Annotated in this window: 13 protein-coding genes; 7 read left to right on the top strand and 6 right to left on the bottom strand. The window is 53.1% G+C overall.

All coding sequences use genetic code 11. The features are described 5' to 3' along the window. Positions 1 to 3 precede the first annotated feature (3 nt). Both JK211_RS11650 and JK211_RS11645 read left to right on the top strand, forming a co-directional pair. A complete protein-coding gene (locus tag JK211_RS11650) occupies positions 4 to 252 on the top strand; it encodes a GlsB/YeaQ/YmgE family stress response membrane protein (RefSeq protein WP_212708849.1) in 249 nt (82 codons plus the stop codon). Positions 253 to 554: 302 nt separating this feature from the next. Further along, a complete protein-coding gene (locus tag JK211_RS11645) occupies positions 555 to 1,115 on the top strand; it encodes a molecular chaperone (protein ID WP_212708848.1) in 561 nt (186 codons plus the stop codon). Positions 1,116 to 1,181: 66 nt separating this feature from the next. Here the strand turns inward: JK211_RS11645 and JK211_RS11640 are convergent, their stop codons facing one another. Together JK211_RS11640 and JK211_RS11635 are read right to left on the bottom strand one after the other, a co-directional pair. Then, on the bottom strand, positions 1,182 to 1,748 hold the full coding sequence (locus JK211_RS11640; protein WP_212708847.1) for a class I SAM-dependent methyltransferase: 567 nt from the start codon (positions 1,746 to 1,748) through the stop codon (positions 1,182 to 1,184). A 194-nt stretch (positions 1,749 to 1,942) separates the two neighbouring features. After that, positions 1,943 to 3,175 carry an amino acid permease gene (locus tag JK211_RS11635; RefSeq protein WP_212708846.1) on the bottom strand — a complete coding sequence of 411 codons (1,233 nt, stop codon included), beginning with the start codon at positions 3,173 to 3,175 and terminating at the stop codon, positions 1,943 to 1,945. 328 nt (positions 3,176 to 3,503) lie between these two features. Here JK211_RS11635 and JK211_RS11630 point away from each other — a divergent pair, with 328 nt between their 5' ends. The 4 genes from JK211_RS11630 to eco all read left to right on the top strand — a co-directional run bounded on the left by JK211_RS11630 (position 3,504) and on the right by eco (position 7,797). Then, positions 3,504 to 4,451, top strand: coding sequence for an aminoimidazole riboside kinase (locus JK211_RS11630; protein ID WP_212708845.1), 948 nt, complete (start codon positions 3,504 to 3,506; stop codon positions 4,449 to 4,451). A 221-nt stretch (positions 4,452 to 4,672) separates the two neighbouring features. Beyond that, positions 4,673 to 4,921 carry a FeoA domain-containing protein gene (locus tag JK211_RS11625; RefSeq protein WP_212708844.1) on the top strand — a complete coding sequence of 83 codons (249 nt, stop codon included), beginning with the start codon at positions 4,673 to 4,675 and terminating at the stop codon, positions 4,919 to 4,921. Further along, complete coding sequence (gene feoB, locus JK211_RS11620) at positions 4,918 to 7,245, top strand: Fe(2+) transporter permease subunit FeoB (protein WP_212708843.1); 2,328 nt, start codon at positions 4,918 to 4,920, stop codon at positions 7,243 to 7,245. The genes JK211_RS11625 and feoB overlap by 4 nt, the downstream gene beginning before the upstream one ends. Before the next feature lie 60 nt (positions 7,246 to 7,305). Further along, entirely contained in the window at positions 7,306 to 7,797 is a 492-nt protein-coding gene (gene eco, locus JK211_RS11615; protein WP_212708842.1) for a serine protease inhibitor ecotin, read from the top strand. Positions 7,798 to 7,847: 50 nt separating this feature from the next. On the opposite strand, the gene JK211_RS11610 is transcribed toward eco, so the two are convergent. Both JK211_RS11610 and JK211_RS11605 read right to left on the bottom strand, forming a co-directional pair. Continuing rightward, positions 7,848 to 9,227, bottom strand: coding sequence for a fructose-specific PTS transporter subunit EIIC (locus tag JK211_RS11610; protein ID WP_212708841.1), 1,380 nt, complete (start codon positions 9,225 to 9,227; stop codon positions 7,848 to 7,850). A gap of 77 nt (positions 9,228 to 9,304) precedes the next feature. Beyond that, the gene (locus tag JK211_RS11605; RefSeq protein ID WP_212708840.1) at positions 9,305 to 10,123 is read right to left on the bottom strand and encodes a shikimate 5-dehydrogenase; all 819 of its coding nucleotides are present in this window, start codon (positions 10,121 to 10,123) and stop codon (positions 9,305 to 9,307) included. A 148-nt stretch (positions 10,124 to 10,271) separates the two neighbouring features. Here JK211_RS11605 and JK211_RS11600 point away from each other — a divergent pair, with 148 nt between their 5' ends. Further along, positions 10,272 to 12,059 carry an SgrR family transcriptional regulator gene (locus tag JK211_RS11600; RefSeq protein ID WP_212708839.1) on the top strand — a complete coding sequence of 596 codons (1,788 nt, stop codon included), beginning with the start codon at positions 10,272 to 10,274 and terminating at the stop codon, positions 12,057 to 12,059. Positions 12,060 to 12,062: 3 nt separating this feature from the next. Here the strand turns inward: JK211_RS11600 and JK211_RS11595 are convergent, their stop codons facing one another. Both JK211_RS11595 and alsS read right to left on the bottom strand, forming a co-directional pair. After that, a complete protein-coding gene (locus tag JK211_RS11595) occupies positions 12,063 to 12,233 on the bottom strand; it encodes a hypothetical protein (RefSeq protein ID WP_212708838.1) in 171 nt (56 codons plus the stop codon). 179 nt (positions 12,234 to 12,412) lie between these two features. Beyond that, positions 12,413 to 14,089: an acetolactate synthase AlsS gene (gene alsS / locus JK211_RS11590; RefSeq protein ID WP_212708837.1), complete on the bottom strand. Its 1,677-nt coding sequence runs from the start codon at positions 14,087 to 14,089 to the stop codon at positions 12,413 to 12,415. Positions 14,090 to 14,116 lie beyond the last annotated feature (27 nt).

Below are 14,116 nucleotides of genomic sequence, written 5' to 3'. Positions count from 1 at the left end.
GTTATGGGTATTATTTCATGGATCATTTTCGGGCTAATCGCCGGTATTCTGGCTAAATGGATTATGCCGGGAAAAGACGGTGGCGGCTTTATTATGACGGTGATCTTAGGGATTGTCGGGGCACTGGTCGGCGGCTGGATCAGTACGTTTTTTGGCTTTGGCAAAGTCAACGGGTTTAATTTCGGCAGCTTTATAGTCGCAGTGATCGGTTCGCTGGTGGTACTGTGGATTTACAGAAAAGTTAAAAGCTGATCCCGGTAATACATTCTGCTTTGCGGGGTAACAGAACCGGCTAAACGGCCTGTTCTGGCATTACTGAACAAAGGGCCATACCTCCGGTATGGCCCTTTTTGTCTGCATCTCTGATATTTCTGTCATGATAGCCGGATATACCGCTATCTCCCGCAAAAACCTCACAATCGGCAAGCTTTAATTGACAACTGCCGGCAGGGGACTTTAAATACTGCGCTATATTACTTTCCGGCAACCCGCTTTTATTCGCCGGGCATCAGAATCTCGCGGGCCGGATATTAACGCGCAAGGAATTATCCTCCATGAATGAATTTTCACTGATCTGTCGTATTCTCGGTTCATTGTATAACCGCTCACCGGCCGATCCGGTAATGCAGCCACTGCTGACGGTAATCAGCGAAGGCAAACTACAGCAGCAATGGCCACTGGAACAGGATGAATTACTGGCGGTGTTACAAAAAAGCTGTGACCTTCCTGCGCTGGAACAGGATTATCGTGCGTTATTTGGCGGAGAAGTACCGGCAGTCTCACCGTTTGGCTCGGACTGGGAAGGCGGCCCTCAGCAGGATGAGGTCCGGACATTTCTGCAACAACGCGGTATGCCTCTGAGTGAAACGCCGGCTAACCATTTCGGGGTATTATTACTGGCGACCTCCTGGCTGGAAGACCAGTCACAGGAAGATGAATATCTGGCGCAGATGACAGTGTTTGAACAGTTTTTACTTCCGTGGTGCGGGGCATTTCTTGGTAAGACTGAAGCGAATGCAGAAACGGCATTCTATCGCAGCCTGGCAGGACTCACCCGGGGGGCGATTCAGGCGATGTATGAAGAGTTGTCAGAACAGCAGCAGGAACCCCGTTAATTTATCACGGCAGTTATCAGTATCCGCTCAGGGGGTGTTTTTACCGCTCTGAGCCGGATAACCCGTTTAACCTTGTGTCCAGTGATGAGTGCAGCGGTATACCCAGGCCGGCGGAACATTTTTCAGCACCCGTTTCCGTTCCCAGGTAAAGTAACGCGACAGTTCTGACTGGGTAAGGGAGGTATACTGAAATTGCACGAATACCCCGCCCGGCGCGAGGCTTTTATGCACCGCCGACAACACGGCATGACGAACCGGAGGGTCTAATGATAGCAGGGGAAGTCCGGAAAAAATCACGTCGTACTGACCGTTGAGCCGCTCGGCAGAATTGGCATGCACCCTGACCCTCGGGTCGTTAATTGCTCTCAGACTGCGTACCAGTGGCGGACTGATTTCAAACACATCAATTTCTGCATGTGTCGCCATATGCTTCAGCAGAACTTTCGTTAACACACCATCTCCGGCACCCAGTTCCGCGACCCGGCGGACATCTTTCCAGTCAGCACAGGCAGCCATTGTTTCACACAATGCTATCGATGATGGGGTGATACTGCCCACCTTTCGCGGATTACGAATAAATTGCTGGACAAAACCTGCCTTGGACCGAACCAGACTAATGGCAGACGCTAGCATGCAGACCTCCATGACCAAATTAACTGTTACTACTATGTACCTGATTCCGCGATAAAGTGCCTGTCTTCATACGGAAACTTACAATTATCAGAATAGTCTGTAACCGGGGGATGTGTGATTTTTATAGCAAAACAGATGCGATATTGGCAGGGAGAAAACAAGCCAGCCTGTCAGGAAAACAGGCTGGCAGGGGATTATTTAAAAAACATTACCGAGACACATAACACACCGACAATCAGCACCAGCACATTGGCCAGGGAACGGTATGGCCGTAATACAGGTACCAGCCAGCAGGAGAGGGTTGGCATAATAAACAGGATCAGTGCGATTAACGGACCGCTGATGGCATAAATCATCGACAGTGCATTCGGGTTAAGGCAACAGATAATAAACGTCACCACCGACACGATAGCCACAGATAAGCCGCGGCTCAGTTTCGGGCCCGGCTTGAAACCTGCCTGCTGCGCTGCAGAAGAGACCAGCTGGGTCGCCCCTTCGATCACACCAAAGTAGGTGCCGAGAAACGATTTAGACATCGCGACAACCGCGACAACAATCCCTGAGACACTCAGCCAGCCGGCAGAGGAAGACATCATTGACAGTGCAGACAAGATGGTCAGACCCTGCTGTTTAGCCACCTCGACATTAGCCTCCGGAATGGCCATAAAGCAGCTGAAGACAAAAAACAGCACACTCAGGCAGATAATCAGATAAGCAACCTTCATGATTTTTTTGCACTTAGCCATCGCCTGGTCATGATATTTCTCGCGCTGTGCAACAGCAAAGGTAGAAATAATGGGGGTATGGCTAAAGGCAAACACCATAACAGGGATAGAAAACCAGATGGCATGAAGGGTAGAGGGGGTATAAGTCAGACCGGAGGTCAGCAGGGCAGGCTGCCAGTGGCTGCTGAGGTAGACGGACAGGAACAGAAAGTAAGCTATCAGCGGGAAGACCAGAAAGCCCATCACCTTAATCGTCATACCTCGTCCGGTGAGAAAGATCAGGTTCAGTACCGCGACCACTGCCAGACTGAGCAATATCCGGGTACCGTGACCAACGGTCATATGCCTTGCCAGCTGTTCCGCCAGTGAATTAGTAATAGCAACAGCATAAATCAGTATCACCACGAAAAAAGCGACAAAGTATAACGCAGAGATCAGATTGCCGACTTTGCGGCCAAAAAACTCCCGTACTGCTGCAGTAATACCATCCTGGAGATGACCGGCTTTGGAAGCCAGAATGAACTGACATAATGCTTTATGTGGCCAGTAGGTCAGAGGCCAGGCCAGTAATGCTGTCAGAAACAACACAACTGCGCCTGCGGAGCCTAACTGAATGGGCAGAAACAGCGTTCCGGCCCCTACCGCAGTGCCATAGAGCGCAAAACTCCATAAAGTTTCTTCTTTCGACCAACATTTAATCATCTTGCGAGAGTATCCACCCGATAAATAAAAAAAGTGGGCTAATCTACCATAATAAAAAGTTATATGTTAGACGCTGTCGCCGGACAGAAGTGTAAGAGAAATGTAACTGAGGGCCTGATTCCTGTGGTTATTGTCCTTTTATGGCCACTCTGCACGGGAATAATGGCTTAATCAGCGGTTATGCATAAAAAATTAATAAATAAATTTTGTGATTATGAACGAACATTATTTATTTTCCGTTATAATTCGTCGCCGTAAAAACCGGGTGTCTCTGAAGCGTCAACCGGGGTTGCCGGTGTCCCCTGACAGACAAAATGAAGGAAATAACATGAAAATTTGGGCTCTGGGTGACGCGGTAGTTGACCTGCTTCCCGTCGGCGAAATGCGCTACCAGGCTTGTGCCGGCGGAGCGCCATTTAATGTGGTTGTCGGTGCGGCCAGGCTGGCGGCAGAAACCGCGTTTATCGGCCGGGTAGGTGAAGACACCTTCGGTCGCTTCCTGAAAAAAACACTGGAAGAACAGGGTGTTGACGCGGGATATATGATCCGCGATGCAGAACACCGCACCAGTACCGTGATGGTCGATTTAGCCGAAAGCGGCGAACGGAGTTTCTCTTTTCTGGTGAATCCATCGGCAGATCAATTTCTGACCAGTGATGATTTGCCGCCTTTCGGTCGGGATATTTTACATTTTTGTTCACTGGCCCTGGCGGCAGAAACCTGTCGCGATACTACATTGCAGGCAGTATCACGGATTAAAGAAAACAATGGCAGTGTCAGTTTCGATCTTAATCTGCGTGAGCAAATGTGGGCCGATAAGCAACAGATGAGGCAGGTCGTCCGGCAGCAGTGTGCTGCCGCCGATATTCTGAAACTGTCTGATGATGAATTATTCTGGCTGGCTGACGATCAGAGTACGGAATTACAGCAGGCGCTGCATTGCCTGGAACCTTATCCGGCTGCCCTGAAAATTATTACCCGGGGTAAAGACGGTGTGGTGGTTATCTATCAGGGACAGACCCTGAGCTTTGCCGGCTATCCGGTGGACAGCATTGATACCACCGGGGCGGGGGATGCTTTTATGGCAGGCTTACTGGCCTGGCTGGCACGCCATGGCATGCCGGATCTCAGTCAGATCAGTGCACTTATCTCTCAGGCCAGTGCCTGTGGCGCACTGGCAACCACCCGCAAAGGTGCACTGCCGGCATTACCTACCCCGGTACAACTGCACAGCTTTATTCATCAGTACGGGTTACTGGCTTCCTCCGGTTGCTAAACCTGCCAGCCGGCTGGCGGTGAGCACCGCCGGCTGGTTTTTGCTGTCAGCCTTCTGTCTGCTGTATTTGCGACCCTCGCCGCGTCCTGCCTGCTGCCCCTGCCTCGCGTCAGATCACACAATTGGCGGATTCTTTGCTTTGCGTCAAATCAATTGAGAACTATTCTCATTATTATACCGGTCATTGACTGATACCGAATGACTGAATAAGGAATATTGCTATGACAGTGACTGCCGGTCACCGTTATCTTATCCGCGCGATTAACCCGCAAACACCGCCTGCATTCCGGCAGAGGTTACTGTCACTGGGCTTACTGCCGGGTACTGATTTTCAGGTAGTCAGGGTCGCCCCGTTAGGTGATCCGCTGGAGATCCATACCCGCACCATGAATCTGATGTTACGCCGCAGAGATTTACGCTCACTGAGCCTGGAAAGACTGCCAGCCACTGGCGGAGGCGATCAGCGATGAGCAGAAAACCACTGACCATTGGGCTGGCAGGAAACCCGAATACCGGTAAAACCACCCTGTTCAATCAGTTAACCGGTGCCAGTCAGCGCACAGGTAACTGGGCAGGTGTGACCGTCGAACGTAAAGAAGGTTTTTTTACTACCGGCAGTGCGCTGGTCCAGCTGGTGGATTTACCGGGGCTCTATTCTCTGACCGTGACCTCGCCAGAAGCCTCGGTTGATGAGCAAATCGCAGCGCAGTTTATTGTCGGGCATAACGCCGGACTACTGATTAATGTGGTTGATGCCAGTGCCCTGCAACGCAACTTATGGCTGAGCTTACAGTTACTTGCTACCGGAATTCCCTGCATTCTGGTGCTTAATATGATGGATGTGGCGGCACAGCGCGGCATTATTCCGGATATTCCGCGACTGGCGGCACGGCTGGGATGTCCGGTGATCCCGATGGTATCGACCCGTAAACAGGGGCTGGTGGCCCTGAAACATGCTATCGATCACAGCCAGGCCTCACCGCCAGCCAGGCAACCGCCTGACTTACTGGCATTACCCCCGGCAATAGATCAGCTGGCATCGCAAATCTCAGCGCATATTAGTGCTTCTTTTCCGCCGGCACTTCGGCGCTGGCTGGCATTGCAAGTACTGGAAGGGGATATCTGCAGTCGGCAGTATCTTTCAGAAAACGTCCTGACAGAGACCGATGCACTGCCGGGAGAGGAGGAGGATATTCCATTAAAAATGGCCAGGTTACGTCAGCAGACAGCGCGGCAACTGGCGGATGATGTTGTCAGCCAGCAGTCCGCCACACCGCACCTGCTGACCCGCAGACTGGACCGGATAGTCATGAACCGCTGGCTCGGATTACCGGTATTTTTTCTGATGATGTACCTGATGTTTTTTCTGGCGATTAATGTCGGCGGGGCCCTGCAACCCCTGTTTGACCTTGGTTCCGTGACCCTGTTTATTCACGGCATTCAATGGCTGGGCTGGGCCGGACAGTTGCCGTCCGGTGTGACGGATTTTCTGGCCAGCGGTATTGGCGGAGGGATCAATACGGTACTGCCTTTAATACCGCAAATCGGCATTATGTACCTGCTGATGACCTTTATGGAAGATTCCGGCTATATGGCACGGGCGGCCTTTGTCATGGACCGGCTGATGCAATGGCTGGGATTGCCCGGTAAATCCTTTGTCCCGCTGATCACCGGATTTGGCTGCAATGTCCCGGCGGTGATGGGGACCCGCAGTCTCGACTCCCCGCGGGAACGACTGATGACGATATTAATGGCACCTTTTATGTCCTGCGGTGCCAGACTGGCGATTTTCGCTGTTTTTTCGTCGGTATTCTTCGGTCACCACAGCGCCCTGGCGGTGTTTGCCCTGTATCTTACCGGGATTGTGGTTGCGATAATGACCGGCTTATTACTGAAATACACATTGCTGCGTGGCGAAGCCCGGCCATTTATTATGGAACTGCCGCTCTACCATCTGCCGCATATGAAAAGCCTGATGCTGCAAAGCTGGCAGAGATTACGGGAATTTGTCTGGCGGGCAGGGAAAGTGATAGTGGTGGTCAGCTTACTGATCAGTGGCCTGAACAGTTTTGCAATTAACGGACAAGTGGTCAGCCCTGAAAACCCGCCGGCACTGCAAACGGTCGGCCAGTTTATCACACCGTTGCTGCAGCCAATGGGTATCCGGCAGGATAACTGGCAGGCAACGGTTGGCCTGATCACCGGCGCGATGGCGAAAGAAGTGGTGATCGGCACGTTAAATACGCTCTATACTTCACAAATGATGGAAGAACAGTCTTTTGATCCGTCACAGTTCAGTCCATGGGAAGAACTGACAGCAGCCTGGCAAGCGACGCGTGACAGTCTGGCAGCAACCTTTAGTCCGGCGGCACTGGAAAATCCTCTGCAGGCCAGCCAGGGGGATGCAGAAATGGGGATTGCCGCCTCAGGGCTGATGCAGCAGAAGTTTGCCGGCAGTGGCGGCGCATTTTGTTATCTGCTGTTTGTATTGTTGTATGTACCCTGTGCCTCGGTTATGGGGGCGATCACCCGCGAAAGTAATCGTTACTGGATGCTGTTTTCGGTGTTCTGGGGGCTGAGTATTGCCTGGTCCGTCGCGACAGTCAGCTGGCAGTTAATCAGTTTTCGCGAATCCCCTCTCAGTGCCGGACTGATTCTGACAGGGGTGATAGTATATAACCTGCTGCTGATACTGTTAATGTCCCGCTGTACACCACGCAGTTTCAACCCGGCCAGTCCGGCGATGGCCTGCAGACAATGTACTGCCTGTCGTGGCGGCAGGGGTTGTCACTGAAACCTTAGCGGTTGAAGGCCAGTACAGAATGATGTTGTATTACTTACTTTAGGAAATTCTATGATCAGACTCTCCGTAGCCTTAGTGTTTGTTCCGGCAATATTGTTCGGCAGTGCGGCACAGGCCGCCACAGCGGACGCTGAAGCACAGCTTAAACCTTATCCTCCGGCTGCTGAACATATGCAGCGCCATGTCATGTTGTTGCCGGTACTTGCCGACGAACCACAGCACAGGGTGGAACTGATTATTGGTAAACAGATGCTGACCGATTGTAACCAGGTCCGGCTGGCCGGGGAACTCAGTGAGCAGACCGTCAAAGGCTGGGGCTATCCTTATTATCAGGTCAGCCTGCAGCCCGGGGCGGTATCAACTCGCATGGCTTGTGTCGATACCCCTAAGAAAAATACTCTGGTGACGCTGCCTGCGGCCGGGGAGCAATTACTGCGCTATAACAGTAAACTGCCGCTGGTTGTTTATGCGCCTGAGGGCGTACAGGTCAGCTATCGTGTCTGGCAGGCGGGTAAACAGGTGATCTCTTCTCAGGTCCGTTAATCTGTTTCAGCCAGTAAACGGCTCCGGTGCTCACCGGAGCCGTTTAACCGTCAGGATTTTACTGTTGTCAGTGCCAGCCCCGGTTTCAGTAACGCATACATTGCCCCGGTCACCAGGCTGCCAGTAATAATGGCCAGCAGATACAGTCCCACATGATCAACCGCGTTTGGAATAGCCAGTACAAACAGCCCGCCGTGTGGTGCCATCAGGGTACAGCCAAAATACATCGACATCCCGCCGGCCAGTGCGCCGCCTGTCATTGTTGACGGGATAACCCTGATGGGATCCCTGGCGGCAAAGGGGATAGCACCTTCTGAAATAAAGCACAGGCCCAGAACAAAGGAGGCTTTACCGGCTTCCCGCTCCTGCTGACTGAACTTAGTTTTCGCCAGCCAGGTGGAGATTCCCATGCCGAGGGCCGGAACCATGCCTGAAGCCATAATTGCGGCCATCGGACCGTAGGTATGGGATGCCAGCAGACCGACGCCGAAAGTATAGGCCGCTTTATTGACCGGTCCCCCGAGATCAAAGCATTGCATTGCTCCCAGTAACACCCCCAGCAGTACTGCATTGGCGGTTGTCATACTGGCGAGGAAATTCGTCAGGCCGGCCATTACCCGTGCCACCGGTCCGCCCACCACGAAGATCATAATCAGCCCGGTCACCAGAGTGGCCAGTAAAGGGATCACCAGTACCGGTTTTAATGCCTCCATGGACGCCGGCAGACGGATTTTCTGCGTCAGAAAGCGGGCGGTGTAACCGGCCAGAAATCCGGCGACAATCCCGCCGAGAAAACCGGCGCCACCGGTTGCGGCCAGCATACCGCCAATCAGGCCGGGTGCCAGCCCGGGACGGTCAGCAATCGAATAAGAAATATAGCCTGCCAGCACCGGCACCATCAGGGCAAAAGCCGCTTTCCCCCCGATATCCATTAATGCCGCCGCCAGGGTGCCCGGTTGTTTAAATGCTTCAATCCCGAAGACAAAAGATAAGGCGATACATAATCCCCCGGCGACTACCAGCGGTAGCATATGTGACACCCCGGTCATCAGGTGTTTGTAGACGGAGGGCAGTTGGTTTTTTGTCCCGCCACTCCTGCCGGAGGCGGCGGTATTGTACACAGTGGCTGACTCGCCGGCCTGTTGCAGTACCTGCTGCGGGTTTTTCAGTGCCGCACTGGTGCTGGTGCGGTAAATACGTTTTCCCACGAAACGGGATAAATCAGTATCAATATCTGCGGCAATAATGACGACATCTGCCTGCCGGATATCGTCATCACTCAGTAAATCCCGTGCGCCCACGGAGCCACGGGTTTCCACGTTAAGCAGGTAACCGAGCTTTTCGGCGGCGGTTTTCAGAGCCTCTGCGGCCATAAACGTATGTGCGACACCTGTAGGACAGGCGGTTACTGCAACCATTCGCTGACTCATGGAATACACCTTATATTTCAGTTCGTATTATTGGTTTAACAGGTGTTTTAAGCTTACCGGGTACAGAGGCCGGCAGATTATTGTCGTGAATAGGCGGCGGCCTCACGGAACAATTGGTTCGACGGACGAATCCCCGTATAGAGTGCAAATTGTTCAACGGCCTGAATAGCAAACACTTCCGAACCGGTGATCACGGTTTTATTCAGTTCACGGGCACAGTTAATCAACGGCGTTGTTTCCGGCAGGGCGACCACATCAAAAACTATCTCTGCCGCCTGTATCTGCGAGACGGAAAATGCCAGTTTCTCTGCGTCCGGGCTTCCTGTCATACCGATAGGGGTGGCGTTAATCAGTAACTGCGGTTGCAACGATGTCATATCGGTCGCTGAACGAAAACCACAAAGCTCCGCCAGTTCCGCTGCGCTGTCGGCATTGTTACCGATCACCCAGCCGTCTTTAAAACCGGCATCTTTCAGGGCACAGGCGATAGCTTTTGCCATACCGCCACTGCCAAGCAGGACAAAACTGAGCTGATTACTGACCTGGTATTGTTTCAGCAGGGCGGCGATCGCAATGTAATCCGTATTATAGGCTTTCAGATAACCGTCAGTATTGACGATAGTATTGACTGAATTAATCGCCGCGGCGGAGGCATCCAGTTCATCGACCAGCGGAATACACTGCTGTTTAAAAGGCATTGAAATCGCACAGCCACGGATACCTAATGCCCTGACACCGCCGATAGCGGCAGGTAAATCGCGGGTAGTAAAGGCCTTATACAGATAATCGAGATCCAGGGCGTCATACAGGTAATTATGAAAGCGGGTACCGAAGTTACTGGGGCGTGCGGCCAGTGACATACAAATGGTGGTGTCTTTATTAATCTGGCGGGTCATACATTACTCCTTGTCGCTCTGTTTTTTTCAGGTTGTCCGGACGGCAGACCACACTGATAAATTTGTTAAAACTTGTCGTCACTCTGATAATGAACTAAAAAGAGGAAGGTAAAAACGGCTGTGTTTTTATTAAAGGAGTTCCTCTTTTATGCCGGTAACACGACTTGAACAACATTATCTGAGATTACTGAACTATTTTCCGTCACGGGATATCACTACCACCTTAGGGGCGCTGGCTGATCAGCTGTGCTGTACCAAACGGCACATGCGGTCATTACTTTTAAGAATGCAGGATGCGGGCTGGCTGGAATGGCAGGCAAATGCGGGACGTGGTCATCAGTCGCGGCTGATCCTGCGTTGCAGCGAACAGCAGCTATTGTTAGCAAAAGCGGAACATCTGCTGGATGACGGCGACATTGGCAGCGCCGTGCGGTTACTTGATAATCAGCAGCCGCTGGTGTCGGCATTGCTCAGGAAAAAACTGGGCTACAGTGTTCGCCAGGATCGTCAGTCTCTGCGGATCCCCTATTACCGGACCATGCCGCATCTGTACCCGGGGACCCCTCTGCGTCGTTCAGAAGCGCATCTGGTGAAACAGATTTTCAGCGGGCTGACCCGTATTAATCCGCAAAGTGGCCGGCCGGAAGCCGATCTGGCTCATTTCTGGTCACAGAGCAGTGAGCTGAAGTGGTCTTTTCATCTGCGGCCGGCGGTCCGTTTCCATGATGGTAAAGAACTGACCAGCAAGGATGTGGTGGCCTCATTAATCCGCAGCGCAGAATTACCCTTGTTTTCGCACCTGCGGCAGGTTACGGCACAGGGCAGTCTGACGGTAGTGATTGAACTGAGCCAGCCTGATCCGCAATTACCTTTATTACTGACCGACACTGCGGCCTTGATCCTGCCAGCTGACCATGCCAGCCGCAAAGACTTTGCTGTCAGACCGATCGGCAGCGGACCGTATTTTGTCGCCGAAAATGATCAGTGGCATTTACGGATGCAGGCATTTGATGACTATTTCGGTTTCCGCGGGCTGCTGGATGATATCGAAGTGATTGTCTGGCCTTTATCGGAACAGGGAGAGGCTGCGCCGCCGGCAGAAGCCACCGCGCGGCTGCATCCGGTTGCTCCGGCGGCATGGCTGAGTTCCAGCCTGAGTGATATCGAATACACTTCGGGGATGGCCGCAGGACTGAGCGGCCCGCCGGACGATGTTTCCGGTGAGATGTTTCCCGAAAAAGGCGGTTATTTTTTGCTCTGCGACAGCCGTTCGGCTTACTGGAAAAAACCAGAACACCGCCGCTGGATCCGTGAAGTACTGAACCCTTACGCGCTGATCCAGCGTTTTATTGCGCCGATCCGGCCATTCTGGATCCCTGCAGGCAGCCTGTTACCGGACTGGCTGCACTATATGGATGACGGCCCGGTGACCATTCCGCCATTTACACGCCTGTCAGAGGGCTGCGGGCAACTGACCCTGGCGTATCATCTTCAGCACCCGGAATTTGCCATGCTGGCCTGCGAAATGCAGCATCTGCTGCAGCAACACAATATTACCCTGACTCTGCTCGGGCTGGAGTATCAGCAATGGGCGCGCGGCGATGCGGAAGCCGATCTCTGGCTGGGGACGGTTAACTTTGCGGTCCCTGAAAGCTGGCACGTCGGCAGCTGGCTGCTGGGGATGCCACTGCTAAAACACTCAGTATCCGGCGGGGACAGGCAACGGTTTGCCGGCTGGCAACAGCAGTGGCGGGAGCAGACACTGGGGGCAAAACAACTGACCCGTGAAGTGATCCGCGATGGCTGGTTACAGCCGCTGTTCCACCACTGGATGCGGCTGAAAGGTCCGGGGCAGGCACAGGGTATTCATCTGAATAACCTCGGCTGGTTTGACTTCACCCGCGCATGGATGGTGCCGCCAGCGGCAGACAACTGACCATTACATATAGCTGCCGCGCATCACCTCACCACACAGCAGTGGCGTTTTCGGATACTTTGGCTGCTGCTGGCTGATGGCGGTCTGGCAGCGGGATTCCGTAGAGTACAGGGCGACAGAAAAAGGCAGTACACGGGAGTGAGCAATCATCAGGGCAACAAATCCGGCTATCATCTGAAACCTCCGGTTATAGGATAATAAATCAGCAATTCAGAGTGTAGCTTAACCCCGGCGAATTATTGCAGCGAAAGTGTTTGCAACGGCTAACCCGGGTAACAACCCATGTCCGTAACCCGTATCACCACAGCCGCAGGGCAGCACTTTTGCTCCCCTGCGGTGATGACCGCCGCGGGTTAAAACATTTCGGCCATATTCAGCTGGCTCATCAGCAGGGCATTGGCGCTGTAATCCACAGGGATGGCGATAACCGCCGGGCCCTGAACATCCATTGCGGCACGCAGCGTGCTTTCCAGCGTTTCAGAAGAAGTGACGGCAAAACCTTTGGCGCCAAAGGCTTCAGCGTAGGCTTTAAAATCAATCGGACCAAAATCCACCCCGGAGGTGCGGGCATATTTTTTGTCTTCCTGAATCGCCACCATATTGTAGCAATTATCCACCCAGATAATATGCAGCAGGTTAACGCCCAGCCGGACTGCGGTTTCCAGCTCCATACTGGACTGCATAAAACCACCGTCTCCGGACACAGACACCACTTTACGCTGCGGGTCAACCAGTGCGGCACCAATCGCCCATGGCAGTGCCACGCCCATGGTCTGCTGCCCGTTGGAGATCAGCACCTGACGGGCACGGAAACTGTAAAGGTAACGGGCAATCCAGATATGGAAGCTGCCCATATCCACGCACAGGGTGACATCGTTATTCACGATATCCTGCATTGCCCTCACCAGCCGTAACGGATGGATGGCAAATTGCTGCAGGCTGTGACCCTTGCGCGACAGTAACTCACGTTGCTGCTGGCGTTCCTGCAAAATGGCGGCTGTGCCGCTGCTTAATATATAACGCTGATCAATCTGTCCGGCCAGCAAATCGACGGTCTCTGCAATATCGCCGATTAATTCAACATCCGGAGAGTAATTACTGTCATTTTCGGCCGGCAGCACATCAATATGCACCAGTTGTGCCGCGCCGCGGTTCCATTTTGCCGGTTCATATTCTACCGGACTGTAACCGACAGTAATAATCAGGTCAGCATTACGCAGTAACTGGTCGCCGGCCTGGTTATTAAATAAACCGACACGGCCGGCAAAGCGTGAGAAGTGATCCTGATCGATCACCCCGGCAGCCTGATAAGTGCTGGTCACAGGGATGTCGCTTTTTCTCAGTAACTTGCGTACGGCATCGGCGTTACGTGTCTGGCTGGCCATCAGACCGAGCAGCAATACGGGGTTTTTGGCCTGACGGATCAGTGCGGCAACCTGATTAATCTCTTTTTGTGGTGCGCTGCCAAGTGCCGGCAGGCGTGCGCTCAGCACATGTCCGCTGGCGGGCTCGTTGACAATATCCATCGGCAGGCTGATAAATGATGCCCCCGGACGGCCAAACTCAGCGGCACGGAACCCATTAGACAGGACTTCGGCAATCGCCGATGAGGAGGTAACTTCGGCCGCATATTTGGTGACCGGACGGAACATCGACACGGTATCCATGGTCTGGTGTACCTGTTTCAGATGGTCCTGCCGGCTAACGGCCCCGCCGATGGCGACAAAGGGGTCACCTTCGGAGGTGGCAGTAGCGGCACTGGTAATCAGGTTTGAACACCCCGGGCCTGAAGTGACCAGCGCCACACCGGCTTTACCCGTCAGACGACCAATGGCCCCGGCCATAAATCCGGCGTTTGCTTCCAGCCGCACCGGAACAGTGATAATCGGAGAGTCTTCCAGAGAGTCAAATACCCGGTCAATTTTCGCACCGGGGATACCGAACACATACTTAACTTGCTGCTCTTCCAGCTGAGCGACCACCAAATCTGCGCCGCATTCCCACCCGGTTTTTTTCTCAGTATCTTTCACAGTAAAATCCTTACTTAGCCGTTACGC

It is taken from the genome of Tatumella sp. JGM130 (genome assembly GCF_018257525.1).
GTDB classification, from domain to species: Bacteria; Pseudomonadota; Gammaproteobacteria; order Enterobacterales; family Enterobacteriaceae; genus Tatumella; species Tatumella punctata.
Note: the sequence above shows the minus strand (reverse complement) of the source record. Positions and strands in the feature narration are given on the sequence as shown.

Bases quoted from the DNA above. Each gene is read 5' to 3' on its own strand.
- JK211_RS11650 (WP_212708849.1), top strand. From the start codon at position 4: ATGGGTATTATTTCATGGATCATTTTCGGGCTAATCGCCGGTATTCTG.
- JK211_RS11645 (WP_212708848.1), top strand. From the start codon at position 555: ATGAATGAATTTTCACTGATCTGTCGTATTCTCGGTTCATTGTATAAC.
- JK211_RS11640 (WP_212708847.1), bottom strand. From the start codon at position 1,748: ATGCTAGCGTCTGCCATTAGTCTGGTTCGGTCCAAGGCAGGTTTTGTC.
- JK211_RS11635 (WP_212708846.1), bottom strand. From the start codon at position 3,175: ATGATTAAATGTTGGTCGAAAGAAGAAACTTTATGGAGTTTTGCGCTC.
- JK211_RS11630 (WP_212708845.1), top strand. From the start codon at position 3,504: ATGAAAATTTGGGCTCTGGGTGACGCGGTAGTTGACCTGCTTCCCGTC.
- JK211_RS11625 (WP_212708844.1), top strand. From the start codon at position 4,673: ATGACAGTGACTGCCGGTCACCGTTATCTTATCCGCGCGATTAACCCG.
- feoB (WP_212708843.1), top strand. From the start codon at position 4,918: ATGAGCAGAAAACCACTGACCATTGGGCTGGCAGGAAACCCGAATACC.
- eco (WP_212708842.1), top strand. From the start codon at position 7,306: ATGATCAGACTCTCCGTAGCCTTAGTGTTTGTTCCGGCAATATTGTTC.
- JK211_RS11610 (WP_212708841.1), bottom strand. From the start codon at position 9,227: ATGAGTCAGCGAATGGTTGCAGTAACCGCCTGTCCTACAGGTGTCGCA.
- JK211_RS11605 (WP_212708840.1), bottom strand. From the start codon at position 10,123: ATGACCCGCCAGATTAATAAAGACACCACCATTTGTATGTCACTGGCC.
- JK211_RS11600 (WP_212708839.1), top strand. From the start codon at position 10,272: ATGCCGGTAACACGACTTGAACAACATTATCTGAGATTACTGAACTAT.
- JK211_RS11595 (WP_212708838.1), bottom strand. From the start codon at position 12,233: ATGATAGCCGGATTTGTTGCCCTGATGATTGCTCACTCCCGTGTACTG.